Below are 24,500 nucleotides of genomic sequence, written 5' to 3'. Positions count from 1 at the left end.
GGCTCAGCGACCAAACGTTAGCATGGGCGACGACGAGCGAACGGAGGCGGGGGCTATGCCGAAAGCGAAGAAGAAGCTGCTCCCCAAGGATTTCGACGCCCTTCTCAAGGCCGGCGACATCGCCGCGCTCAAGGCCGTCTTCGATACGTGCGAACTCGATGCGCGCGGCGGGTACGGCAAGCAGACGGCCCTGGCGTTCGGGGACTGTCCGGATGAGCTGGCGCGCTGGCTTGTCGGTCAGGGGGCCGATATCGAGGCTCGCGACGCCTACGGCCGCACGCCGCTGCACGAGCGCGCCGGAAGCTGGCAGGGCGGGGGGGAGATCCTGCTCGATCTCGGCGCCGACATCCAGGCGACGGACGGGCAGGGGAATACTCCCCTGCACGGCGCGGCGATGTCGGCCCGGCTGGAGGCGGTGCGCGTTCTACTGGCCCGGGGCGCCCGGGCCGATGCGGTCAACCTCGCCGGGCAGACGCCGCTGGCCGCCGGGCTACAGCAGTGCAGCAACATCCATATCGAGCCGATGGCCGGCATCGCCGCCCTGCTGCTGGCGGCGACCCCGCCCAGGACGCCGGGACTGTTCGACCGGCTGCGGCGCGCGGTGTCGGGCGGCGGCGACTCGGGGCCGGTCACCCCCCAGATGCAGGCCGCCGTGCAGCGGATCGGCGAAAATTTCGAGTTCCACCGCGCAGGCTTCAATCCCGAGTTTCTGGAGGCGACCAGCGATGGCCTGGATCGTCTGTACGCATTGTTCGATGTCCCGCCTGTCCCGCGCCGGCTGATGCATGACGGTCTCGCGCCGATCACGGTCCGGGGAGGACGCTGGCAGGATCAACAGCAGGAATTGTGGGCCCTGCTGGTCCCCTCCAAGGGGCCCGCCGCGACGGTGCAGGGCGAGGTCATCCGCATCGCCGGACGGATCGCCGACGAGGTTGACCGCAACGGCGGCGCCAACTGGGACGCCGACTACCGCCGCATGGGCCAGGCCTTCCTGGCGCACCTCGCCTCGGGCGCGCCCCTGTCTGACGCCGAACGGGACCGGGCGGCCCGGCTTGTCGCGGAGGTGCGCACCCGCGAGGGCGCGGGCGGCGAGCTTTGCGAACTGGCGGTCCAGTGGGTCCGGCTGAACCCCACGCCGGCGCCCTTGAGCCCGCCGGACTACGCGCGATGAACGATCCCGTGCCCGGCTATCTCACGCCCGCCTTTGTCGTGCTGGGATTTTCGGCGGTGGTCCTGGCGGGTTTCGGCGGGATGTTCTCGGGACAGAAGATCCAGGCCCTGTTCGGCGCGGGCGTCGGCTTCTGCCTGCTGATGCTCGTCGTGCTCTCGATCATGCTGTTCGATCGGGTGTCTCTGTGGACGCAAAGCCATATCACGACCGGCTTCGGCGTCCTGGCGGGCGTCTGCTACCATCTGCTCGTCGTCGCGGACGGCGCGTGGACAGGCCTGCTCGGCCACGCCGCGGTCGGCGGCGTGCTGTCGTTCCTGGTCTATTGGGCGCGCGATACGATGAGACCGTCCACCTGACGGGCGGCTGAACCCCGCCGGCCGGCCGCCGCTTCCGATCTAGTCGGCCACCTGCGATCATGACGACGGATAGGGCGCCGCCGTCACCGTTCACCGACAGGCGGCGCCGTTGGCCGATGCGGTGTTGCGGGGCCGCGGACCGGCTGGTCGAAAGGCCGCCTGTTTCGTCGGGGTCTTCCATGCGTCCAACCACCCGCTTCACCGCCACGGTCATGGCCTTCGCCCTGACCGGTCTCGCCTCGAACGCCATGGCCCAGACGCGGGCGCCGGATGTCGATCTGGACGCCGTGTTCGCCGCCGTCGCCCCGACCGGCCCAGGCTGCGCCGTGGGTCTGGCGCGGCCGGGACAGCCGGTCCTGCGCGGCGCCCGGGGCATGGCTGATCTGGAGCATCCCGATCCGCTGACGCCGGCCACGATCTTCGAAAGCGGCTCGGTGGCCAAGCAGTTCACCGCCGCCGCCGTGCTGCTGCTGGTTCAGGACGGCAAGCTGGGGCTGGACGACGACATCCGCCTGTATCTGCCCGAGATGCCGGACTACGGGACGCCGATCACCCTCCGGCATCTGCTCACCCACACCAGCGGCCTGCGCGAGCAGTGGAGCCTGCTGGCCCTGACCGGCAATCCGCCCGGAACCCAGGTCCACAGCCAGGCCGTCATCCTGAATCTGGCGTCGCGCCAGAAAGGGCTGAACTTCACGCCGGGCGCCGAGTTCCTCTACACCAACACCAACTACAGCCTGGCCGCGATCATCGTCGCGCGGGTCAGCGGCCAGAGCCTGCAGGCCTTCACCAACCAACGCCTTTTCAAGCCCCTGGGCATGGGCCAGACCCGCTGGCGCGAGGACTTCCGCACCGTGGTCCCGGGCCGCGCCACCGCCTATGCTCCGGTGGAGGACGGCTTCATCGCCAGCATGCCGTTCACCAATGTCATCGGAAACGGCGGCCTGCTCACCACCCTGGACGACCTGCTGCGCTGGAACGCCTTCCTGGACCGGCCCGCCGGCCTGCCGGGCGGGGCGCAGCTGGTCGCCGCGCTGGCGACGCCGGGCCGCCTGAACGACGGAACCGCCACGCCCTACGGCCTAGGGCTCGAGCTCGACCGGGCCCATGGCCTGCCGCGCGTGGGGCACAGCGGTTCGACCGGCGGATACAAGACCTGGACGGCCCGCTATCCCGACGCCGGGATCTCCGTCGCCGTGCTGTGCAACAACGGCGGGATCAATCCCGTCGCGGTGGGCGAGGCGCTGGCGGACCAGGCCCTGGCCGCCGCCGGCCATTCGGTCGAGGAGCCCATCGTCCCCGCACCGGCGGCGACCGTATCGGCGGCCGCGCCGGCCGATCTGGCGTCCTATCAGGGCCTGTTCCGGAACCCCGTCACCGGCGAACTGCTGCGGACGGCGCTGCTGGACGGGCGGCTGACGCTCACGCAGGGACGCTCCCAGGACCTGACCCCGCTCGGCGGCGAGCGGTTCAGGCGGGCCGACGGCGACGGCGTCCGCTTCGTCCGCAACGGGCAGGGGCCGACGGAGCTGATCCTGAGCCGTGATGCGAAGGAGACCCGCTATCCCGCGGTCCAGCCGCCCCTCGCGGAGATCGGCGCCTATGCCGGGACCTATTACAGCGTTGAGCTGGACGCCCGGATCGTGGTGGTCCGCCAGGGCGAGGCGCTGGTGATCCGGCAGGCCTTCGGGGTCGAGTGGCCGCTGACGCCACGCTTCGCCGACGGGTTCTCGACCCCCTTGCGCGGCGTCACCACCTTCGTGTTCACGCGCGCGGCGGACGGGCAGGTGGACGGCGTCCGGGCCTGGGCTGGCGGCGCGCGCGACATCGCCTTCGTCCGCCAGTAGGTCAGGCGCGGCTTTTCATCAGGGCACGGCTACGCTTCCGGGACACGGTGGGCGCAGATTCAGGGGATGGCCTGCGATATCGGGTGGCCCCCCGGGTCCGCAGGCCCTATCTGGAGACCATGACCGACGCAGACCGTATTGAAGCCCTTCTGGACATCGTGGACGACAGCCGAACCGAACAGCCCGCCGTGAGCGAGCAGCTGGCTGTGCTGGGACTGGTTGAGCGGCGCGGCAAGGCCCGCTTCTGGCCGACCAATGCGGGCTGGAACCTGATGAGCAGCCTGGGCCGCCCCTTCGACGTCGCATCGAGCGCTCGCCGGGCCTGAACAGCCCTCAGGCGCCGCCCAGCGCCTCGATCAGCACGCCCATGTTCTTGATGTACTCGCCGGTCGAGATCCCCATCACGGGGAAGTCCGTGATGTAGGGCGAGGTGTCGGACGCATCCCCCACACGCGTGATGCGGAACTCGCCCGGCGCGACCTGGGGTGAGCCGTCGCCGATGTAGGGATTGCTCACCGCCTTCAGCGGCGTCGGCCAGTAGCCGCGGGCGTTCAGCCCCGCCACCAGTCCCGCGACCACGGCGGGCTCGGCCGGCGGGCGGCGCCCGTCGCTGGTCATGTCCGAGACCGAGATGTCCTGCAGGGTGAAGTAGCGGGGCAGGGCCACCGACCCCCGCGGCGCCAGCAGGGGCGAGCCCTCCGACGCGTGTTCCGGCGTCATCGCCATGAGCCGCGCGTACTCGGCCCGCATCCGCTCGACATTGACCGCCCGGAACGAGCTGTAGTGGATCACCGTGTCGTTGGGATCGCCATCGACATAGTAGGCGCCGTTGACGACGTTCGAGCCCCGGCGATGCACGTACAGCGGCTTGTTGGTCCCCGGCTCGATGAAGGTCGGATGCGTCCGCCCGTCGCGCTGCAGCCGCTGCGGCACGCGCACGCTGTCCAGCCAGTCCAGCGCCTCGGATACGCGGGCCAGGTATTTCCGGTCGCCGGTGAGGCGGTAGAAGCTGAACAGCTGCTCGATGTTCGCCGCCGTCGTGTGGGTGGCGTAGGCCTCGGGCTCATAGGTCCGGGCGGCGGCGGGCTTCAGCGTGTCGGCGTGGTGCTGGAGGCCCCATCCGGCCTGGGGCGCCGGCTGCTGGCAGGCCAGGAAACAGTCCATGGCCCGCCGGATCGGATCGTCCAGGCGCCCACCCCCTTCTCTGGCATTGAGCGTCTGGCGGCAGAAGATCAGGAATTTGATGTTCTCGCCCGCCACATCGTCGTTGAAGGTGATGTAGCCGGTGTAGTCGGGTCGCCCGTGCAGCCCCGCCCCGTCGGTGCGCGGATAGCGCTGGGGCCAGCCGCCGTTCGCATACTGGCTGTCCAGGACGAAGCGGATCGCCTTGTCCAGCGGCGCCCGCCACTCGCGCTCGCGCTTCTCCAGATACAGCCGCAGCAGGAACTGCGACGCCTCCGAGGTCCCCGCGTCGTCGAAGGTGGCGTTGCCGTAGTCGTGGTGGAATTCCTCCATCCGCCAGGCGTTCTTACCATAGGTCTCGTACCAGCGGCGTAGGCTCTCGGGCCCGGCGGTGTCGATGACGTAGTTCCAGCCGCCCGACGGATGCTGGCCCCGCACCAGTGCCCGAGCCGCGCCGACGGCGGCCTCGTAGAACTGTTCGTCCCCGGTGGCGTGATAGGCGTCCAGGAACAGGTGGCCCATGGTGCCGGTCCCCGGCGGCTGCACCCAGATCATCGTCGGCGCCGCCTCCAGTTCGCCCCAGCGGCGCGAGAAGTCGGGCAGGGCGGACCAGACATAGCCCCCGCCCACCGAGGCCTCCTCGGTCATGAACCGCGTCGCCCGCTTCATGGTCGTCAGCACCGCGGCGCGGTCGGGCGCTGTCGCCTGTGCGCAGGCGCGCCCAGGCGCCGGTAAGGCGGCCAGCAGCGGCGCGGCGGCGCCCGCGGCCAGCAGGCCGCGTCGGGACAGGGTCGATGTCATGCCGGCATCCTCGCGGCGGTCAGAAGGCGCGGCAAGTTGGGTTGTTCATGACACCGGTGTCAATGCTGCGCGATCTCTTCTGAAGAATGGAGGACGATCACGCTAAACCATCACAACCCGGGTCCCCAACGCATTGATCTCCAAAGGCGCCCCATCCCCACCAGCGTCCTATTCCCGGCGCCCCTCCGGCCCCATGGGATAATGAGGGGATGGAAACGACGGCGACATCGAAGGATCGGGACGAGGCGCTGCGGAAGGCGCTGGCCTTCACCTTCCACCGCGAGGACCCCGAAGCCACCATGGCCTCCATCGAGGACCAGGTCGCGAAGGTGATCGTCGACGGCCGTGTGGAGGACGCGGGCCGCCTCATGCGGCTCGGGATGACGGCCGTTCGGTTCTGGCAGGTGAAGGAGCGGTTGCGCGCCCGCCATGCGCCGCCCCCGCCGCCAGAGCCGGAGCCGGAGCCGGAGCCGGAGCCGGAGCCGGACCCGGACCCCGATCCCGAGCCGGTCGCTCCGCCCATCGTACTGCGCCCGGCCCAGCGGCCGCCCCAGGCCATGCCCGACGGTTCGGCCTGGCGCACCTGGCTGTTCCTGGGCGGTCGCGGCGCCGGCAAGACCCAGGCGGGCGCCGAATGGCTGGCTGACCAGGCCGAGGTTCTGGGCAAGGGCGGCCGCCTGGCCCTGATCGGCCCGACCCTGCATGACGTGCGCGAGGTGATGATCGAGGGCGTCTCGGGCCTGCGCGCCCTGCCGCGCTGGACGGCCCAGACCCGTCCGGTGTTCGAAAGCTCGCGCCGCCGCCTGAAATTCGCCAACGGCTGCATCGCCTACGCCTTCTCGGCCGAGGATCCCGACAGCCTGCGCGGCCCCCAGTTCTCGGCCGCCTGGGCCGACGAGTTCTGCGCCTGGCGGGCCTCCGGCGCGCGCGGCGCGGCCGAGACTCTGGCCCTGCTGCGGATGGGATTGCGGCTCCCTATTCCTCCCCCGGCGGGGGAGGGGGTCTCGACCCATCCCCGCTTCTGGTGACGACAACACCAAAACCCACCCGCGCCCTGGTCCGCCTCAAGGACGAAGCCTCCTGCGCGGTCACCCATGCCGGCACCTCGGACAACGCCGACCACCTCGCCCCCGGTTTCCTCGACGGCCTGCGCGCCCTCTACGGCGGCACGAAACGCGAGGCGCAGGAGCTGGAAGGGAAGATCGTCGAGCTCGACGGCTCGCTGTTCACGGCCGAGATGATGGCGCGGGCGCGTTCTCCCTCCCCCTTGTGGGGAGGGATGTCGACGCGAAGCGGCGACAGGGTGGGGTGCGTATCCGAGCGCGCGGTTCCCCACCCGTCTGTCGCTGCGCGACAGCCACCCTCCCCAGGAGGGGAGGGAGAAGGGCCCTACGAACGCATCGTCGTCGCCGTCGACCCGCCGGCCACCGCGTCCGGCGACGCCTGCGGCATCATCGCGGCGGCCTCTCGCCTGCGTCCGGACGGCGTGCGCGAGGCCGTGGTGCTGGCCGACCGCTCGGCCCACGGCCTGTCGCCCGAGGAGTGGGCCCGGCGCGCCGTCGCCCTGGCCCGCGAGGTCAAGGCCGGCTGCATCGTCGCCGAGGTCAACCAGGGCGGCGACATGGTCGTCTCGGTCCTCAAGGCCGTCGACCGCCCGATCCCGGTCCGCACCGTCCGCGCCACCAAGGGCAAGGTCCTGCGCGCCGAGCCGGTGGCCGCCCTCTACGAACAGGGCCGGGTCAAGCACGCCGGCCTGTTCGAGGCGCTGGAGGAGGAGCTGCTGATGCTCGGCTCCGAGCTCGGCGAGGGCTCCCTGGACCGGGCGGACGCGCTGGTGTGGGCGGTGACGGACCTGCTGCTGGACCGGCCGGGGGCAAGGGGGCCGAGGGTGCGGGTGGTGTGAGCCTGCACGGCGGTCTGGCGGACATTAATACGATCCTTTCCCGTCGCTCGGTGCGGCCCTAGAGATTACGAGATAGAAGGATCAATGCTGTGAACGAACTCGATGCCTTGAAGACTGACCTAACCACGTTGGTTGTGGAAACATGGGAGAGCGGACGAAAGCCTTATCTGTTGGCCAAGCTCGGCGCGGATTTGGTGCGCCGTGGCCATAATCTGAAAGGGGCTTTGGGCGGGAAGAAGCTTGCCGAGTTGATTCATCGTGATCTCTCCGAAAAAGTGCGGACCTTCGTGGACCCGAACGATGAGAAGGTCCTGTGGGCGGTTCCCGCTGACGTGACCGATGTCAGTCCGCCCGAGCGCGTTCCCGCCGCTGAACGGCCGAAAAGGCTTGAGTTGGACCGCCAAATCCTCGAGGCGTTCACCACGCGTCTCGACGCTGGCCTGGTCCGAATGGTCAGCGTATCGCCCGTGCTCGCCGTGGCCGAAGTCCATCCGATGACGGCAGAATCCTCCGGTCTTCCGGTCATCACTCCCAGCGACCTGATCCTCGAACCTATCGCGACCCCGGCTGATCGCGATCGGCTCCAAGCCGCCATCGAGGCTTGGGCGGTGGCTAACAAGGTGATCATCTCGTCGCTCGCCCCAGCAACTCGTCGAGCCCGTCGCTCTTCTGGCTCCAGCTTGCTCGAAAAGTTATTCGAAGCGCTTGAGCCGGACGAACAGGAGCGGATCACCATGCCTCTTGACGTTGTGGCGAAGCTGATGAGAACGCCAGGTCGCTGAAGATGGCTTATGTCTTCGCCTTCGCCGGAATCCCCGCGTCGATCTACGACGTCGTTTACGACAGACGTCGAACGATCTGTGGCGACGATGCAGATTTCGTATCGTCACCAGCGAAAAACAGTTCTCATTCTGTTTCTGCCGCAGCCCAAGTCTGTAGTCTTCTCAAGACACTCGCGGATCGAGTCCGCAGTGATCATCACAATGCTCTGGTTGATACTGCCTTTGCCCTGATCGCCATTGGACCGACTTGCCGGACCGCAGCCCTTCAGGCCGCTTTTCCGGCCATTCTGGTGATCCCCGTCGAATGGAGTTTGGACACAACCACCGCGACGACGATGAAGCGCAGTCGGAATGAATTGATCGCGTTCCTCCAAGAGGCTTGCTTGCGGGCACGAGCAGTCTTCAAGCCGCTAGCCAAGGAACTCAGGGAAAAAGACAACCGAACGCCGCTCCTCTTGCCGCTCAAGAACTTTAAGTCCTCGGCTTTGACTCAGGAACTGAGCGCTTTCCACGAAACCGTAGCACGGGGTGGTCAAGCCGAAGCTGCGATCGTCGTGACGACCCAAGCCGTCAATCGACAGCACCCGCCGCAGTTGATCCAAGGAAAAGTTCGTCGTTGCTATGTCGATCGACGCCGCGTCGAATTCCACGCTCCCGGAAGCGCACGGCATGCCTATGCACGGTCGAATGGCGATCACCCAGATATCTGTATCTTGGCGGGCTCCCGACGGTTCGGGGCCCCTTTCGACCGGTGCTTTCATTACGATTGCAGCAAGGGGACCAAGAAGTTGAAGGGCCAGTTCACTCGCTGCCACGACAGCGAGGCGACGTGGAGCGGTGACCCGCACCTCAACATCGCGCCCAACGACTACATCCGTGTCTAATATTCCGATTTCGGCGTCGGCGGCTGACCGCAGTCAGCCGCCTCGGCGGAATTCGATCTTGCCTCGTCACCGGAGAGAACTCCTCTCTCCTTCATGTCCTACGATTGCGAGGCCAACGGCGGGGGGTCTCTAGAAACCAACCCGACGCTCAAGACACGCAACCGAGCCGAAGGCCTTTAGCAAAATTGGCTTCGACATTGGCGGGGGCTCCATTCCTCCTGCTCCCCGTGGGGAGCGCTCAGGCCGGAAGCGCATGGGACGTCCGCACCCTAGGGTGCACGGTATTCATATCGTGGAGTAACCAGCGAACGCAAGTCGGGCCTTCATCCTACCGTCAATCTCCGAAGTGCAGGCTTCACCCGAACTCCACCAGCACGTCATCCGCCGCTACCGGATCGCCGGCCTTGGCGGATACGGCCTTCACCACGCCGTCGCGTTCGGCCTTGAGGATGTTCTGCATCTTCATGGCTTCGATGATGGCGACGGTTTCGCCGGTCTTGACCTCCTGGCCCACCACCACGGGGATGGCCACGACCAGGCCCGGCATGGGGCTCAGCACCATCTTGGAGGTGTCCGCCGCCACCTTTTCCGGCAGGCGGGCGTAGAGGTCGGCCAGGCGGGGACGCAGCACGCGGACGCGGGCCTTGGCCGCGCGGTGGCGGATCTGGAAGCCGTCGGCGACGCGGGCGACGTCGGCGGTGAAGGGCTCGCCGTCCAGCTCGGCGCGGAACTGGGGCAGGCCGGGACGCCAGTCGATCTCGGTCAGACGGGCGTGGCCGCCGCCGGTGAAGGCCAGCAGCAGGGCCTCGTCCTCGTCATAGGACAGGTCGACGCCGTGCGGGGCCTTGTCGATGAGGACGACCCAGTCGGTCCGGTCGGACGGGTCGCCGTCCTGCTCGGCCTGGATCTCGTTCATGGCCACGGCGGCGGCGGCGATCAGGCGGACCTGGTGATCGGTCGGGGGCAGGCCGTGGAAGCCGTCGGGGAACTCGTCCTTGATGTAGCTGGTCGAGATATTGCCCGAGCGGAAGCGGGGCTGGTCCATGACGGCGGCGAGGAAGGGCACGTTGTGGCCGACGCCGGCCAGGTGGGTGTCCTCCAGCGCGCGGGCCATGCCGGTCAGGGCCTCGTCGCGGGTCGGGGCCCAGGCGCACAGCTTGGCGATCATGGGGTCGTAGAACATGCTGATCTCGTCGCCCTCGCGGACGCCGCTGTCGTTGCGGACGACATAGCCGTCCTCATGCTCGCCTTCCTCGGGCTGCTCGTAGCGGACCAGGCGGCCGATGGAGGGCAGGAAGCCGCGGTAGGGGTCCTCGGCGTAGATGCGGCTCTCGATGGCCCAGCCGTTGATCTTCAGGTCCTTCTGCTCGAAGGCGAGCTTTTCGCCCCAGGCCGAGCGGATCATCTGTTCGACCAGGTCGACGCCGGTGATCAGTTCGGTGACCGGGTGCTCGACCTGAAGCCGGGTGTTCATCTCCAGGAAGAAGAAGCTCTTGTCCTGGCCGGCGACGAACTCGACCGTGCCGGCCGAGTCATAGTTCACGGCCTTGGCCAGGGCGACGGCCTGGGCGCCCATGGCGGCGCGGGTGGCCTCGTCCAGAAGCGGGGAGGGAGCCTCCTCGATGACCTTCTGGTTCCGGCGCTGGATCGAGCACTCCCGCTCGAATAGGTGGACGACGTTGCCGTGCTTGTCGCCCAGCACCTGGATCTCGATGTGGCGCGGGTCGATGATGAATTTCTCGAGGAAGACCCGGTCGTCGCCGAAGGCGTTCAGGGCCTCGGCCTTCACGGCCGCGAAGCCCTCGGCCATGTCGTCGTCGGAGTGGGCGACGCGGATGCCCTTGCCGCCGCCGCCGGCCGAGGCCTTGATCATGACGGGGTAGCCGATCTCGCGGGCGATCTTCACCGCCTCTTCCGTCGATTCGATCAGCCCCATGTGGCCGGGCACGGTGGAGACCCCGGCGTCCTGGGCGAACTTCTTGGAGGTGATCTTGTCGCCCATGGCGTCGATCGCCTCGGGATTCGGGCCGATGAAGGCGATGCCCTCGGCCTTCAGGCGGCGCGCGAAACCGGCGTTCTCGCTCAGGAAGCCGAAACCGGGGTGGACCGCCTCCGCGCCCGTTTGACGCACCGCGTCCACGATCTTGTCCGCCAGCAGGTACGACTGGGCGGCGGGGGCGGGACCGATCAGGACGGCCTCGTCGGCCATCTCCACGGCCAGCGAACCGGCGTCCGCTTCCGAGTATACCTGCACCGTGGCTATGCCCATGCGGCGGCAGGTCTTGATGATGCGGACGGCGATTTCGCCGCGATTGGCGATCAGGATCTTCTTGAACATGAAGGCTCGACTGTGAAGCGGATGATCCGCCTGCGGAGGCGCTTCGCCCCGATTAGGCCGCGATCCGCAGGGAGTAAACCGGATGGGGGCGTTCATCCGAACGGGGTAGAGGCTTGGCAAGTCTGTCACCCTTGGGCTTTAACGTCGCCACGCCCTGTTCAATTCGGCTCCGGAGCCTGACTTCATGTCCCGTTTCCTACCCGCCGCGGCCGCCGCCGCACTGGTTCTCGCTGTCAGCGCCGGCTCCGCCTTCGCCCAGGATTTTCGCGCTCTGGCCCGCCAGGACCTGCAAGCGGCGCATGACGAACTGGCCGCCAACCACCCGGCGCCGGCCATCCCCGGCCAACCTAGCGTCGACTTCCGCGCCTGGCTGGACGCCGGCCTGCAGGACTCGCTGGGCCGGGTCAACCGCGTCAACTCGGGCGATTCCCACGCCTATCTGCTGCGCTACTACGCGGCGGGCTTCCGCGATTCGAACATCCAGATCGCCCCGACCTATGAAGGCCTCGGCCCGTATTTCGGCACGTCCTGGGCCGGTTTCGCCACCGGCTGGCGCGGCGGCAAATATGTCGTGACCTACGTCAAGCCGGGCCTGCGCGGCGCCAATGTGCCGCGCGTCGGCGACACGGTGGTGTCGTGCAACGCCACGCCGATCGAGGAGTTCGCCCGGGACAAGCTGGACCGCTGGGAAGGCAACCTGGACACCGAAGCCGGTCGCGTGACTTCGGCGCCCTACCTGACCTGGAACCGCAACAACCCGTTCGTGAACGGCGTGCCGTCGATCTGCGAGTTCGCCACCGGCAACCGCCGTCCGCGCGCCGTCACCCTGCGCCCCGAGCCGCTGGTCGCCGGCGACCTGGAAGCCGCCTACCGCGCCACCGTCTACATGCCGTCGGCGACCCCGCTGTCGGTCGAGACCGTCAACGGCCGCCCTTGGGTCAACGTCCACTCGTTCGCCGACTCGGCGGGCTGGGACGCCTTCAACTCAGCCGTTGAGGCCCAGGCCGCCCAGCTGCGCGGCCCGCAAGGCTTCGTGCTGGACCTGCGCGCCGCCTCGGGCGCCTCGGCCTACACCTCGACCGCGCGCGGCTATGGCCTGGCCAACCGCATCTGGACGCCGGAGTTCACCACCAGCCGCCAGCCCGCGGCCGGCGCCATCACCTACCGCGCCACGCCGGGCAACCGCACCTGGTACGCCGAGACCCTGGCCCTGATGCAGGCGGACCCGCGCTTCGCCGCCGAAGCCCCGGCCGTGATCGAGCAGACCGCCGCCATCGTGGCCGCCTTCGACGCCGCCATCGCCGCCGGCCAGCCGACCTTCACCCTTGAAGGCCGCGCCTCCACCGCCGACACGGGCGCCGCCAATCCGGTGCAGGGTCCGGTGATCGTCCTGGTCGACGCCGGCTGCTCGGGCGGTTGCCTGGACACGCTGGACCTGATCTCCAAGCTGCCGAACGTCCGCATCGCGGGCACGACGACGGCGACCGACACCATCTTCATCGAACCGACCACCCGTCGCCTGCCGTCGAACTATTCGGAGCTGAGCTACGGCCACAAGGCCTGGACCGCCCGTCCGCGCCCGAACAACACCCCCTACGCCCCGGCCGCCGGCCTGGTGTACACGGGCGACCCGGCCGACCAGGCCGCGGTTCAGGCCTGGGTGGGCACGCTGTTCGGGGGCTGAACCCGGTTTGAGTGAGACAAGGGGCCGGACAGGAAACTGTCCGGCCCTTTTCCTTGAAGGCTGGACCCGCAACCGTCCGCTTCCTATCTCCACGCCATGACCGACACGCACCGCTCCCCCTCCGGATACGACCTGACGCCGCCGGATGCGGTCGAGCGCGCGCGGCTGGAGGCGGACCTGACGGCCGAGGAGGCGCGGGTCCTGCTGTCGCACGGCACCGAGGCGCCGTTCTGCGGCGTGCTGCTGGGCGAGAAGCGGGCCGGGGTGTTCTGCTGCAGGGAATGCGGCCTGCCGCTGTTCCGGGCCGGGACCAAGTTCGAGAGCGGCACCGGCTGGCCCAGCTTCACCGAACCGGTGGACGAGGCCCATGTCGTCGCCATCACCGACACCAGCTACGGCATGGTGCGGACCGAGACGGTCTGCGCCCGCTGCGGCGGGCATCAGGGGCATGTGTTCCCCGACGGGCCGCCGCCGACCGGACTGCGCTACTGCATCAACTCGGTGGCGCTGGAATTCGTGCCCGAGGGCGAACCGCTGCGCGATCCGTTGCAGCGTGGAGACGGAAACGCCTGACCTTGGCCTTATTCAGGGCTAGGGTGGGTTTGGTACAGGAGTAGGCGCATGGCGGTTTCCGCACTGATGATGGCCGCGGCCCTGATGGGCGGCGATCCCGACGGGGTGATGACGACCGCGCCGGCGACCAATGTCGACCTGACCGCCGTGACCCGGCCTGTGGCCCCGACCGCCGAGGGCGCGGCCCAGCAGGCCGCCGAGCCGCACAACCTGACCACGGACCAGCAGATCGACCGCTGGATCGCCGCGCGCGATCCGGAGGCCCGGCCCTACGCCAACGGCGTCGCCGCCGACCGCGACATCGGCGGCGTCCGCGACACCCGGGTGGACCGCAAGATGCACAGCGAGTTCACCGCCGGCATCGGCACCGGCGGCTATCGCGACTTCGGCATGGCCGTGACCCTGCCGATCGGCGAGAACGGCACCCTGGGGCTGAGCTACCGCCAGACCGAGAACAGCCCCTACGGCTATCGCTACCGCGGATACGGCTACGGCCGTTCGCCCTATTTCAACGACGGCGGCTACGCCTTCCCGGGCCGCTACGACGCCGAGATCCCGCTGGAGCACGAACGGCGCGTCGCCCGGCCGGACGGGTTGCCGCTGGGAACAGCCGCCGATTCGAACTTCTGAGATCAGGGCCCGGTCGAAAGACCGGGCCCTTTCTCTTTCAGCTTCCCTTCGTCCGCCGTCCCAGCGAGGCCAGGACCGGCAGGACAATGAGGGTCAGCAGGGTGGCCGAGGTCAGGCCGCCGATGACGACGGTGGCCAGCGGCTTCTGCACCTCGGCGCCCGGGCCCCACGCAAACGCCATGGGGATGAAGCCCAGCACGGCGACGAGGGCCGTGGTCAGGACCGCGCGAAGGCGGCTGACGGCGCCGGCGACGGCGGCCTGGATCGGTGGCTCGCCGGCCTTGAGGCGCTCCAGAACCGCCTGCATCAGGACCAGGCCGTTGAGGGTGGCCACGCCGGAGACGGCGATGAAGCCGACCGCCGCCGAGATCGACAGGGGCATGCCCCGCGCCGCCAGCGCCAGGGCGCCCCCGACGAGGGCCAGGGGCACTCCGGCGAAGACCAGCGCGGCGTCCCGCACCGAGCGCAGGGCCAGGAACAGCAGGCCGCCGATGGTCAGGAAGACCAGCGGCACGATCAGGGCCAGGCGGGCGGAGGCGCGCTCGAGGTTCTCGAACTGGCCGCCCCAGTCCAGCCAGCCGCCGACCGGAGGCTGGACCTCGGCCGTCACCGCGCGCCGGGCCTCGGCGACGAAGCCGCCCAGATCGCGGCCGCGGACGTTGGCCTGGACCACGATGCGGCGCTTGCCGTTCTCGCGGCTGATCTGGTTGGGACCTTCCCCCGCCTCGAAGCGGGCGACGGCGGACAGGGGCACGGTCGGGGCGCCCGGTTCGGATTCCTCGGGCATGACCGGCAGCTGGGTCATGATCCCGGGATCGTTGCGCAGGGCGTCGTCGAGGCGGACGACCACGTCGAACCGGCGGTCCCCCTCCAGCACATGGCCGGCCTCGCGTCCGGCCAGGGCGATGGCCAGGGCGTCGGCGGCGTCGGAGGCGTGAATGCCCTGGGCGGCCGCGATGGTGCGGTCGACGCGAGCGGTCAGGGTCGGCTGGCCCGAGACCTGTTCGACGCGGACGTCGGCGGCCCCGTCGATGCGCCGCAGGACGGCGGCGACCTGTTCGGCCGAGCGCGTCATGGCCTCGAAGTCGTCGCCATAGACCTTGACCGCGACGTCCGAGCGGACCCCGGCGATCAGCTCGTTGAAGCGCATCTGGATCGGCTGGGTGAACTCATAGCTGTTGCCCGGCAGATGGCTGAGCGCCTCCTCCATCCGCTTGACCAGTTCGGCCTTGGGCAGGGACGGGTCGGGCCAGTCCTTGCGGTCCTTCAGCATGACGAAGGTGTCCGAGATGGACGGCGGCATGGGGTCGGACGCCACCTCGGCGGTGCCGGTGCGGGTGAAGACGCGTTCGACCTCGGGCATGGCCTTCAGCGTCGTCTCGACGCGGAACTGCATGGCCTGGCTCTGCTCCAGCGAGGTGGAGGGGACGCGCAGGGCCTGGACCAGGATGTCGCCCTCATCCAGCGTCGGCACGAACTCGCTGCCCAGCATCAGGAAGGCGACGACGCCTGCCGCCAGGGCGGCGCCGGCGCCGGCGAGGACGGCGCGCGGGCGGGCCACGGCGGCCTTGAGCAGGGGCTCGTAGCGGTCGCGGACGGCGCGGCTGATCCTGGTCTCGCCATCATCATGCCCCGCCCTGGGCTCGCGGACCCAGAGGGCGGTCAGGGCCGGGACGAAGGTGAAGCTGAGGATGAAGGCCCCCGCGAGCGCCAGCATGACAGTGGCGGCCATGGGGCCGAACATCTTGCCCTCGACGCCCTCGAACATCAGCAGGGGGGCGTAGACCAGCAGGATGATGGCCTGGCCGAAGGCGGCGGGCCGGGCCATTTCGCGGGCGGCGGAGGCGGCGATCGACAGGCGTTCCGCGACCGCCAGGGGGCGACCGGTCTCCTGACGTTTGAGGGACAGGCGGCGCAGGGTGTTCTCGACCACCACCACGGCCCCGTCGACGATCAGGCCGAAGTCCAGCGCGCCGAGGCTGAGCAGGTTGGCGCTGATGCCGAAGCGGTTCATCGCCGTGGCCGCGAACAGGAAGGCGAGGGGGATGACCAAGGCGGTGATGATCGCCGCCCGGACGTTGCCGAGGGCGAAGAAGAGCACGGCGATGACCAGGGCCGCGCCGAGGGCGAGGTTGTGCTCGACCGTGCTGATGGTGGCCTCGACCAGCGCGGTGCGGTCCAGAACCGGGCGGATCATGACGCCGGGCGGCAGGCTGGCCTGGATGGTCTCCAGCTTGGCGCCGACGCGCTGGGCCACGTTGCGGGAGTTCTCGCCCTGCAGCATCAGGGCCGTGCCGACGACGGTCTCATGGCCGTCCGAGCTGGCCGAGCCGAGGCGCGGCGCGCGGCCGGTCTCGACCACGGCCACGTCGGAGACGCGGATGACCTGGCCGTTGCGGTTCAGGATCGGGGTGGCGGCCAGTTCCTGAAGGGTGCGGACGCGGGCGTCGGCGCGGACGATCCAGGCCTCTCCGGCGCGGTTGACGTAGCCGGCGCCGGCGATGCGGTTGGCGTGCTCCAGCGCCTCGACCAGCTGGACCAGGCCGACGCCGTAGGCGGCCAGTTTCGCCGGGTCGGGATGGACGGCGTACTCCTTCACATAGCCGCCCAGCACGTCGATGCCGGCGACTCCGTCCACACCGCGCAGCTGGGGCGCGATGATCCAGTCCTGGACGGTGCGGAGGTAGGTCGCCTTCTCGGCGTCGGTGGTCAGGCGTTCGCCTTCGGGCGTGACATAGGGGACGCCGGTCCGGGCGGCGGCGCCCTTCATCTCGACGGTCCAGATGTAGACCTCGCCCAGGCCGGTCACGACCGGCCCCATGGAGGGCGTCAGGCCGTCAGGCAGGTCGGCGCGGGCGTCCTGCATCCGCTCGTTGACCAGGTTGCGGGCGAACCAGATGCTGGTGCTGTCGGTGAAGACGGCGGTGATCTGGGAGAAGCCGTGGCGCGACAGGGAGCGGGTCTCGACCAGGCCGGGCAGGCCGCTGAGGGCGGTCTCGAGCGGGAAGGTGACCTGCCGCTCGACCTCCTCGGGCCCCAGCGCCGGGGCGACGGTGGTGATCTGGACCTGCCGGTTGGTGATGTCCGGCACGGCGTCGATGGGCAGGCGGGTCAGCTCGCGCGCGCCGACGACGGCCCACAGCAGGGCCAGGACGATGATGAGCCAGCGGTGTCGGACCGCCGCGTCGATGATGCGGTTCAACATGATCAGTGCCCGTGCTCCGCCTCGCCCTTGGCCAGTTCGGCCTTGAGCAGGAAGGCGCCCGCGCCGGCGATGCGTTCGGTTCCGGTCAGGCCCGAGAGGATCTCGATGCGGCCGCCGGCGGTGGCGCCGGTGACGACGGGACGGGCGCGGAAGCCGTTGGCCTCCCTCACGAAGACCGAGGGGACGCCCTCGACCGTCTGCACCGCATCGGCCGGGACGGTGAGGCCGTCGCCGCCGCCGACCGACAGGCGGGCCGACAGGACGGTTCCGGCGGCGGGGGCGGGTCCCGAAGGCGCGGCGCGGACGACGGCCGTGCCGCCTTCCGTGGCCGGGGCGACGGCGATGACCACGGCCTCCAGTGTCTCGCCGCCGGCGAGGTCGGCGCGCAGCCGGGTTCCGACCGTCAGCAGGCGGGCGGCGGCGGGCGGGGCGTCGAAGACCAGTTCGGCGCGGCGGCTGTCGGCGATCTCGGCGACCTGCAGGGCCTCCTCGTGAAGGGTCACGCCGGGGGCGGCGAGCAGGCGGGTGACCACGCCGTCGGCGGGGCTGCGGATGACCACCACGCCGTCGGAGCCGGGCGAGCCCCAGGCGGCGACGCGGGCGCGGGCGGCGCGCAGGCGGGCGTCGGCGCTGCGCGATTCGGCCTCGCTGACGTCCACGCGGGCGCGGGGCATGTAGCCGCGGTCGAACAGGGCCCGGTCGCGGGCGGCGGCGGCGCGGGCGGCCTCGGCGGCGGCGGCGGCGGCGTCCATGTCGGCGCGGGCCGAGGCGCCTTCGGGACTGCGCAGGGTGGCCAGGGCGGCGCCGCGCCGGACGGTCGAGCCGGGGCCGACGTGGACGGCGGTGACGACGCCCGCCAGCGGGGCGTCGACGCGGGCCTCGGCGCCCGGGGCGACGGCGACGCGGCCCGGCAGGCGGTACTCGCTTCCGCCGCCGCGGGTGACAGCGTCCAGGGTGACGCCGGCGGCGGTCGCCTGCTGTTCGGTCATGGCGAGGAAGCCTTCGGGAGCGGCCGCATCCTCGGCGTGGTCCTCGGCCGGCGGCGGGGCGGGCGAATCGAGCAGGCGGGCGCCGCCGAAGCCGACGCCGAGGGCGGCGATGACGGCGGCGCCGGTCATCAGCCAGTGTTTGCGGGTGGTCATGGAGGTCTCTGGATGGGCCCGCGAACGCGCGGATGCGCGCTCGGGCGAGCCGGGGATCTGATCAGGATGAAAGGCGGGGCGCGACGCGAAAGGCCGCGCCGGATCAGACCCGTGGAGGGCGTTCTAGACCGTAGGCGGCCTGCAGCGGCGCGCCGGGGGACGAGGCCCAGCGCGAGACGCCGTGGCGCTCGTTCGGAAGAGGCAGGGCCGGCGGCGGGGACTGCGGCGCCGCCGCGTGCGGGGCGTGGCAGCAGCCGTGTCCGCAGACGATGACGCAGTGCTCGCAGGCCGGATCCTCACAGGGCGCGGCGGCGCCGGCGGCGGCCGCGGGCGGCGTCTCGTCCGCGCAGGCCACGGCGGCGGTGGCGGGCATGACGGCGACCAGGGCGAACAGCAGCGCGGCCAGAAGGCCGACCTTGTTCAGCAGGGTTTGCGCGCGCCGGAGCATGACGCGGACGTAGCACGGGTCGGCGAGGCTGTCGCGGACAGGGTGTCGCGGGGGCCGCGTCAGACGCAGGCGATCTTCGACGCCACCTCGGCGAGGGAGGGATCGCAGGTCCCGGATGATCCCTTGCAGCAGTCCTCGACGAGGAAGGACAGCAGGGCGCCCATGCGTCCGTAGTCGGCGGCGTAGATGATCGAACGGCCGTCGCGGCGCGAAGCGACGAGGCCGGCGTGGCCGAGGATGGTCAGGCTGTTGGACAAGGTGCTGGCGGGAACGCCGACGGCCTGACCCAGCACGCCCGCCGCCAGACCCTCCGGACCGGCCTGGACCAGGGTGCGGAAGATCGACAGGCGGCCTTCGTGGGCGAGGGCGGAAAGGACCGGGACGGCGTTCTTCATTTCCATACTTCACGAATATACGAATCATGTGCAAAAGGGAAGGCATGACGCACCTTCCCGCCCTGACCCCGGCCTATCTCGACGTTCCTTCGGAGCGAGCGCTGTCGGGGACGGCGCCGGACCACCCGCCGCGCTTCCTGCTGTTGTACGGTTCGCTGCGGGACCGGTCTTACAGCCGGCTTCTGGTCGAGGAGGCCGACCGGCTGCTGCGCCGCTTCGGGGCTGAGACGCGCATCTATGATCCGCGCGGCCTGCCTCAGCCCGATGACGCGGATCCGGCCCATCCCAAGGTCGCGGAACTGCGCGCGGCCTCACTGTGGTCCGAGGGGCATGTGTGGTGCAGCCCGGAGCGTCACGGCGCGATGACCGGGATCTTCAAGACGCAGATCGACTGGCTTCCGCTGGAGAGCGGCGGCGTCCGCCCGACCCAGGGCCGGACCCTGGCGGTGATGCAGGTGAATGCGGGGTCGCAGTCGTTCAACACCATCAACCAGCTGCGCGTGCTGGGGCGGTGGATGCGGATGATCACCATTCCGAACCAGTCGTCGGTGGCCAAGGCCTTCAACGAATTCGACGACGAGGGCCGGATGAAGCCTTCGCCCTACTACGACCGGCTGGTCGACGTGATGGAGGAACTGGTCAAGTTCACGCTGCTGACCCGAGGGCGCGCGGACTATCTGGTGGACCGGTACAGCGAGCGGAAGGCGGAGGACCGCCATCCGGCCGCCGCGTCGCTGGCGGACGCCGGGGCATGAGCGTGTTCGAGAAATACCTGACGGTCTGGGTGCTGCTGTGCATCGTCGTCGGGGTCGCGCTGGGACACGCCTTCCAGCCGGCGTTCCGGGAGATCGCCGGCCTGGAGATCGCGCACGTCAACCTGCCCGTCGCCGGGCTGATCTGGTTGATGATCATTCCCATGCTGGCGCGCATCGACTTCAGGGCGCTGGGGGCGGTGGCCCGTCACTGGCGCGGGGTGGCCGTCACGGTGGGGGTCAACTGGCTGGTGAAGCCCTTTTCGATGGCCTTGCTGGCGTGGCTGTTCATCGGGACGCTGTTCCGCCCCCTGCTGCCCCCCGGTCAGGTCGAGAGCTATATCGCCGGGCTGATCCTGCTGGCCGCCGCGCCCTGCACGGCGATGGTCTTCGTGTGGAGCCAGCTGACCGAGGGCGATCCGCCGTTCACGCTGAGCCAGGTGGCCCTGAACGACGCGATCATGCTGGTCGCCTTCGCGCCGGTCGTCGCGCTGCTGCTCGGTCTGTCGGCCATTTCGGTCCCGTGGGAGACCCTGCTGGCGTCCGTCGGACTCTACATCATCGTTCCCCTGATCCTGGCCCAGGTCCTGCGATCCGCTGTCCTGCGGCGAGGGCCGGAGGCCCTGGCGGCGCTGCTCAAGGCCCTGTCGCCGGTCTCCTTGCTGGCCTTGCTGGCGACGCTGATCCTGCTGTTCGGCTTCCAGGGCGAGCAGATCGTGCGGCAGCCGCTGGTCATCGCCCTGCTGGCCGTGCCGATCCTGATCCAGGTCTATTTCAACGCGGGCCTGGCCTACGTCCTGAACCGGATGGCGGGAGAGGCGCACCGGGTGGCGGCGCCGTCGGCCCTGATCGGCGCGAGCAATTTCTTCGAACTGGCGGTCGCGGCGGCGATCAGCCTGTTCGGCCTGACCTCGGGCGCGGCGCTGGCGACGGTCGTCGGCGTCCTGATCGAGGTTCCGGTCATGCTGACGGTGGTCGCCATCGTGAACCGGACGCGCGGCTGGTACGACCGCGGGCCCGCCGTCCGCCGCCTGAACAACCAACGGAGGGCCTGACATGGGCGACGCTTTCCCCGTCACCATCTACCACAACCCCGGCTGCGGGACGTCGCGCAACGCCCTGGAGATGATCCGGGCCAGCGGATACGCGCCGACCGTGGTCGATTATCTGGAGGCGGGCTGGGACCGCGCGACCCTGACGCATCTGCTGTCGGCCATGGGCGCGCGCCCGCGCGAGGTGATGCGGACGAAGGGAACGCCGGCCGAGGCGCTGGGCCTGCTGGCCGACGGCGTGACCGACGACGCGATTCTCGAGGCGATGGTGGCCCATCCGGTTCTGGTCAACCGGCCCATCGTCGAGACGCCGCTGGGCGTGAGGCTGTGCCGACCGTCCGAGGCGGTCTTCGCCCTTCTGGAGCGGCGACCGGACAGATTCGTGAAGGAGGACGGGGAGGCGGTCTGAACCGGCCGAAACGCAAGCGGGGCCCGACTTTTCAGCCGGGCCCCGCAGGGGTCTTCAGATGGTGCCGCCGGGGGGAATCGAACCCACGACCTCAGCCTTACCAAGGATGCGCTCTACCACTGAGCTACGGCGGCGAAATCTGAGGAAGCGGCCCTATAGCCAACCCGATGGCGGGGGGGAAGCCCTATTTCCGCTTGGGTGTGAAAAGTTTGGCGGCGGGGTTCGCCTGATCGGAGGGCGACCGTGGACAAGGTTCGCGTTAACGGTGTCGGGGTCTTGCGCGGCGCCGCGACGCGGGCTCTGATCCCCGCATGGACAAGCCCGAGACGACCGCTCCCGAAGCCGCTGCCGTCCCCGAGGCCCCGCCGGCCGCGCCCGCGCCGGTGAAGGCCGCGCCGGCCACGGAAGTGACGACCGGCGTTTCCGGCGCGCCCGCGCCCGCCGGTCCGGCCCGGGCCAAGTCCGAGAAGGCCCTGCGTCTGGCCAAGGCGCTGCGCGACAACCTGCGCCGCCGCAAGGTCGCGGCCAAGCCTGCAAGACCGAGCAACTGAAAGTCATCGGCCGCACCGTTCGCGCGGCCTTTCGCTCCCCCGGCGGACCGCGCTAGATAGCCGATCCCCCTGACGCCCCCGCGCAGGGCCGCAAGAGACCACATGGACAGCATCGCCATCACCGGCGGCGCCCAGCTGAACGGGATCATTCCCGTGAGCGGCGCCAAGAATTCCGCCCTCAAGCTGATGGCCGCCTCGATCCTGACGGATCAGCCGCTGCTGCTGACCAACATGCCGCGCCTGGCGGACACGAAATTCCTGGGCAAGCTGCTGCAGGCGCTGGGCGTCGAGGTGACCGAGCGCGACGGGGCCGACGGGCAGGAGACCCTGTTCCACGGCGCCACGATCAGCTCGACCTTCGCCCCCTATGACCTGGTCCGTCAGATGCGGGCCAGCTTCAATGTGCTGGGGCCGCTGCTGGCGCGCACCGGCGAGGCCAAGGTGTCGCTGCCGGGCGGCTGCACCATCGGGGCGCGTCCGGTGGACCTGCACCTGCAGGCGCTGACCGCCCTGGGCGCCGAGATCGAGCTGGACGAGGGCTATGTCACCGCCCGCGCGCCCAAGGGGCTGCGCGGGGCCGAGATCGAGTTCCCGTTCGTGTCGGTGGGCGCGACCGAGCACGCCCTGCTGGCCGCCGTGATGGCGAACGGGACGACGGTGCTGCGCAAGGCTGCGCGGGAGCCGGAGATCGGCGACCTGGCCCGCTGCCTGACGGCGATGGGCGCGAAGATCGACGGGATCGACACCGACGTCCTGACCATCACCGGCGTGACCTCGCTGGGCGGGGCCGAATGGTCGGTGATCCCGGACCGGATCGAAATGGGCTCCTATGCCGTGGCCGCGGCCATGGCCGGGGGCGAGGTGCGGCTGACCAAGGCGCGCGCCGGGCTCATGACCGCCCTGACCGAGAAGATGGTCGCCGCGGGCGTCGAGGTTACGCCGACCGACGACGGCGTGATCGTGAAGCGCGATCCGATGCAGCGCCTGCGGGCGGTCAATCTGGAGACCGAGGTCTATCCGGGCTTCGCCACCGACCTGCAGGCCCAGTTCATGACGCTGATGACAACGGCGGAGGGCGAAAGCGTCATCCGCGAGAACATCTTCGAGAACCGCTTCATGCATGCGCCCGAGCTGGCGCGCCTGGGCGCCGACATCCACGTCCACGCGGGTGAGGCGGTGGTGAAGGGGGTCGAGGTGCTGCACGGCGCGCCCGTGATGGCGACCGACCTGCGCGCATCCGTCAGTCTGGTCATCGCGGGCCTTGTCGCCCAGGGTGAAACGACGGTCGGCCGGGTCTATCATCTGGATCGCGGTTTCGAGCGTTTGGAAGAAAAGCTGGGCGCGTGCGGCGCGAACATCCGACGGATCACAGGCGATACGCATGAACACTGAGGTCAAGGGCGCGGCGGAGGAAACGGCGATCAAGTCGCCGATGGAGCCCCTGCGTCTGCTGGCCGAGGACGCCGACGACCTGAGCATCATCTCGGTGGCGCTGCAGGACGCGATCATGCGTCCCAAGGACATCGTCTGGGAGCGCAACGCGCGGCTGCTGACCGTGGCGCTGAGCCGGTTCTGCTGGGAATGCGGCGGGACGCGGGTGATGGCGGCCATGCAGTTCGGCGACGTGATCGCGGTGAAGAGCCGCCGCCTGCCGCGCGGGCCGGAGATCGCGCTGGAGCTGCTGGCCATGGAGTTCGAGCCGGGCGACGCGCCGGGCGGACGCATCATCATGATGTTCGCCGGGGGCGGGGACCTGCGGGTTGAGGTGGAATGCCTGGACGCCGTGCTGACCGACCTGTCGGAACGCTGGCCCGCCCGGATCGCCCCGACCCACCTGGAAGGCTCCATCGAGGCGGCGCTGGCGGAGGCGGGCGCCTCGTGAGCGAGCACCGGCTGGTCTCCATCGAACTGGATGCGGCCTCCCTGCCGGCGGCCTCGGCCGAGATCGAGCACGAACGCCGCGTCGCCGTGTTCGACCTGGTCGAGAAGAACAGTTTCGAGCCCGCGGGGGCGGCGACGGGACCCTATTCGCTGAAGCTGTCGTCGCAGGACGGCCGGCTGGTGTTCGACATCGCCGGGCCGCAGTTCGCCAAGGCCCACGGCCTGTCGATGTCCCCGCTGACCAAGGTGATCAAGGACTACATCGACATCTGCGACAGCTACTATGAAGTGCTGCGCGGGACCGACGTGGGCAAGATCGAGGCGATCGACATGGGTCGCCGGGGTCTGCACAACGAAGGCGCCGAACTGCTTAAGGCCAGGCTGGACGGCAAGATCACGGTGGACCACGAAACGGCCCGGCGATTGTTCACGCTGGTGACGGCGCTTTACCGGCGCTGAAGACGGGTCCTCTCCGTTGCGGAGCAATGGGGAGGAGAACTCGACTAGCTCGCCT

Annotated in this window: 24 protein-coding genes and 1 tRNA gene; 18 read left to right on the top strand and 7 right to left on the bottom strand. The window is 69.8% G+C overall.

Annotation, left to right across the window (positions count from 1 at the left end; translation table 11 throughout):
* The first annotated feature begins 55 nt into the window (after positions 1 to 55).
* From AC3WRV_RS13425 to AC3WRV_RS13410, 4 genes are all read left to right on the top strand, one after another.
* Positions 56 to 1,171, top strand: coding sequence for an ankyrin repeat domain-containing protein (locus AC3WRV_RS13425; RefSeq protein ID WP_492313647.1), 1,116 nt, complete (start codon positions 56 to 58; stop codon positions 1,169 to 1,171).
* On the top strand, positions 1,168 to 1,527 hold the full coding sequence (locus tag AC3WRV_RS13420) for a hypothetical protein (protein WP_291832500.1): 360 nt from the start codon (positions 1,168 to 1,170) through the stop codon (positions 1,525 to 1,527). The genes AC3WRV_RS13425 and AC3WRV_RS13420 overlap by 4 nt, the downstream gene beginning before the upstream one ends.
* A gap of 179 nt (positions 1,528 to 1,706) precedes the next feature.
* Positions 1,707 to 3,374 carry a serine hydrolase domain-containing protein gene (locus tag AC3WRV_RS13415; protein ID WP_492313646.1) on the top strand — a complete coding sequence of 556 codons (1,668 nt, stop codon included), beginning with the start codon at positions 1,707 to 1,709 and terminating at the stop codon, positions 3,372 to 3,374.
* 119 nt (positions 3,375 to 3,493) lie between these two features.
* Entirely contained in the window at positions 3,494 to 3,700 is a 207-nt protein-coding gene (locus AC3WRV_RS13410) for a hypothetical protein (protein ID WP_291832506.1), read from the top strand.
* A gap of 7 nt (positions 3,701 to 3,707) precedes the next feature.
* Here AC3WRV_RS13410 and AC3WRV_RS13405 read toward each other — a convergent pair whose 3' ends face one another.
* Positions 3,708 to 5,357, bottom strand: a complete 1,650-nt coding sequence (locus AC3WRV_RS13405) for a pectate lyase (protein WP_492313645.1) — start codon at positions 5,355 to 5,357, stop codon at positions 3,708 to 3,710.
* Positions 5,358 to 5,566: 209 nt separating this feature from the next.
* On the opposite strand from AC3WRV_RS13405, the gene AC3WRV_RS13400 reads away from it, so the two are divergent.
* The 4 genes from AC3WRV_RS13400 (at position 5,567) to AC3WRV_RS13385 (ending at position 8,926) form a co-directional block, all read left to right on the top strand.
* Positions 5,567 to 6,385, top strand: a complete 819-nt coding sequence (locus tag AC3WRV_RS13400; protein WP_492313644.1) for a terminase large subunit domain-containing protein — start codon at positions 5,567 to 5,569, stop codon at positions 6,383 to 6,385.
* The gene (locus AC3WRV_RS13395; protein ID WP_492313643.1) at positions 6,382 to 7,260 is read left to right on the top strand and encodes a phage terminase large subunit family protein; all 879 of its coding nucleotides are present in this window, start codon (positions 6,382 to 6,384) and stop codon (positions 7,258 to 7,260) included. The genes AC3WRV_RS13400 and AC3WRV_RS13395 overlap by 4 nt, the downstream gene beginning before the upstream one ends.
* 89 nt (positions 7,261 to 7,349) lie before the next feature.
* Entirely contained in the window at positions 7,350 to 8,042 is a 693-nt protein-coding gene (locus tag AC3WRV_RS13390; protein WP_492313642.1) for a hypothetical protein, read from the top strand.
* Positions 8,043 to 8,044: 2 nt separating this feature from the next.
* Complete coding sequence (locus AC3WRV_RS13385; protein WP_492313641.1) at positions 8,045 to 8,926, top strand: hypothetical protein; 882 nt, start codon at positions 8,045 to 8,047, stop codon at positions 8,924 to 8,926.
* A gap of 355 nt (positions 8,927 to 9,281) precedes the next feature.
* On the opposite strand, the gene AC3WRV_RS13380 is transcribed toward AC3WRV_RS13385, so the two are convergent.
* Complete coding sequence (locus tag AC3WRV_RS13380; RefSeq protein ID WP_492313640.1) at positions 9,282 to 11,264, bottom strand: acetyl-CoA carboxylase biotin carboxylase subunit; 1,983 nt, start codon at positions 11,262 to 11,264, stop codon at positions 9,282 to 9,284.
* Between the two features lie 184 nt (positions 11,265 to 11,448).
* On the opposite strand from AC3WRV_RS13380, the gene AC3WRV_RS13375 reads away from it, so the two are divergent.
* The 3 genes from AC3WRV_RS13375 to AC3WRV_RS13365 all read left to right on the top strand — a co-directional run bounded on the left by AC3WRV_RS13375 (position 11,449) and on the right by AC3WRV_RS13365 (position 14,151).
* Positions 11,449 to 12,948 (top strand): hypothetical protein, encoded by a 1,500-nt coding sequence (locus tag AC3WRV_RS13375; protein ID WP_291840470.1) that lies wholly within the window; start codon positions 11,449 to 11,451, stop codon positions 12,946 to 12,948.
* A 96-nt stretch (positions 12,949 to 13,044) separates the two neighbouring features.
* Positions 13,045 to 13,521: a peptide-methionine (R)-S-oxide reductase MsrB gene (gene msrB, locus AC3WRV_RS13370; protein ID WP_492313639.1), complete on the top strand. Its 477-nt coding sequence runs from the start codon at positions 13,045 to 13,047 to the stop codon at positions 13,519 to 13,521.
* A 48-nt stretch (positions 13,522 to 13,569) separates the two neighbouring features.
* Positions 13,570 to 14,151, top strand: a complete 582-nt coding sequence (locus AC3WRV_RS13365; RefSeq protein WP_291840465.1) for a hypothetical protein — start codon at positions 13,570 to 13,572, stop codon at positions 14,149 to 14,151.
* Between the two features lie 37 nt (positions 14,152 to 14,188).
* Here the strand turns inward: AC3WRV_RS13365 and AC3WRV_RS13360 are convergent, their stop codons facing one another.
* The 4 genes from AC3WRV_RS13360 to AC3WRV_RS13345 all read right to left on the bottom strand — a co-directional run bounded on the left by AC3WRV_RS13360 (position 14,189) and on the right by AC3WRV_RS13345 (position 19,347).
* Positions 14,189 to 17,356 carry an efflux RND transporter permease subunit gene (locus tag AC3WRV_RS13360; protein ID WP_492313638.1) on the bottom strand — a complete coding sequence of 1,056 codons (3,168 nt, stop codon included), beginning with the start codon at positions 17,354 to 17,356 and terminating at the stop codon, positions 14,189 to 14,191.
* 2 nt (positions 17,357 to 17,358) lie between these two features.
* Positions 17,359 to 18,498, bottom strand: coding sequence for an efflux RND transporter periplasmic adaptor subunit (locus AC3WRV_RS13355; RefSeq protein ID WP_492313637.1), 1,140 nt, complete (start codon positions 18,496 to 18,498; stop codon positions 17,359 to 17,361).
* Between the two features lie 103 nt (positions 18,499 to 18,601).
* The gene (locus tag AC3WRV_RS13350) at positions 18,602 to 18,946 is read right to left on the bottom strand and encodes a hypothetical protein (RefSeq protein ID WP_492313636.1); all 345 of its coding nucleotides are present in this window, start codon (positions 18,944 to 18,946) and stop codon (positions 18,602 to 18,604) included.
* Positions 18,947 to 19,005: 59 nt separating this feature from the next.
* Entirely contained in the window at positions 19,006 to 19,347 is a 342-nt protein-coding gene (locus AC3WRV_RS13345) for an ArsR/SmtB family transcription factor (protein WP_291834108.1), read from the bottom strand.
* 38 nt (positions 19,348 to 19,385) lie between these two features.
* Here AC3WRV_RS13345 and arsH point away from each other — a divergent pair, with 38 nt between their 5' ends.
* The 3 genes from arsH to arsC are packed head-to-tail and all read left to right on the top strand — an operon-like array spanning position 19,386 to position 21,554.
* A complete protein-coding gene (arsH, locus tag AC3WRV_RS13340) occupies positions 19,386 to 20,096 on the top strand; it encodes an arsenical resistance protein ArsH (protein WP_492313635.1) in 711 nt (236 codons plus the stop codon).
* Complete coding sequence (arsB, locus tag AC3WRV_RS13335; RefSeq protein WP_492313634.1) at positions 20,093 to 21,148, top strand: ACR3 family arsenite efflux transporter; 1,056 nt, start codon at positions 20,093 to 20,095, stop codon at positions 21,146 to 21,148. Before arsH ends, arsB begins: the two co-directional genes overlap by 4 nt.
* 1 nt (position 21,149) lies before the next feature.
* A complete protein-coding gene (arsC, locus tag AC3WRV_RS13330; protein ID WP_492313633.1) occupies positions 21,150 to 21,554 on the top strand; it encodes an arsenate reductase (glutaredoxin) in 405 nt (134 codons plus the stop codon).
* A gap of 59 nt (positions 21,555 to 21,613) precedes the next feature.
* Here the strand turns inward: arsC and AC3WRV_RS13325 are convergent.
* Positions 21,614 to 21,688, bottom strand: a tRNA-Thr gene (locus AC3WRV_RS13325).
* Positions 21,689 to 21,865: 177 nt separating this feature from the next.
* On the opposite strand from AC3WRV_RS13325, the gene AC3WRV_RS13320 reads away from it, so the two are divergent.
* From AC3WRV_RS13320 to AC3WRV_RS13305, 4 genes are all read left to right on the top strand, one after another.
* A complete protein-coding gene (locus AC3WRV_RS13320; protein ID WP_492313632.1) occupies positions 21,866 to 22,105 on the top strand; it encodes a hypothetical protein in 240 nt (79 codons plus the stop codon).
* A 102-nt stretch (positions 22,106 to 22,207) separates the two neighbouring features.
* Complete coding sequence (gene murA, locus AC3WRV_RS13315; RefSeq protein WP_492313631.1) at positions 22,208 to 23,497, top strand: UDP-N-acetylglucosamine 1-carboxyvinyltransferase; 1,290 nt, start codon at positions 22,208 to 22,210, stop codon at positions 23,495 to 23,497.
* Positions 23,487 to 23,987 carry a DUF2948 family protein gene (locus AC3WRV_RS13310; protein WP_291834124.1) on the top strand — a complete coding sequence of 167 codons (501 nt, stop codon included), beginning with the start codon at positions 23,487 to 23,489 and terminating at the stop codon, positions 23,985 to 23,987. Before murA ends, AC3WRV_RS13310 begins: the two co-directional genes overlap by 11 nt.
* Entirely contained in the window at positions 23,984 to 24,445 is a 462-nt protein-coding gene (locus AC3WRV_RS13305) for a UPF0262 family protein (RefSeq protein ID WP_291834127.1), read from the top strand. Before AC3WRV_RS13310 ends, AC3WRV_RS13305 begins: the two co-directional genes overlap by 4 nt.
* Positions 24,446 to 24,500 lie beyond the last annotated feature (55 nt).

It is taken from the genome of Brevundimonas sp. EU05-FHT14B11 (assembly GCF_058790835.1).
This window is presented reverse-complemented; position numbering and strand designations above follow the sequence as displayed.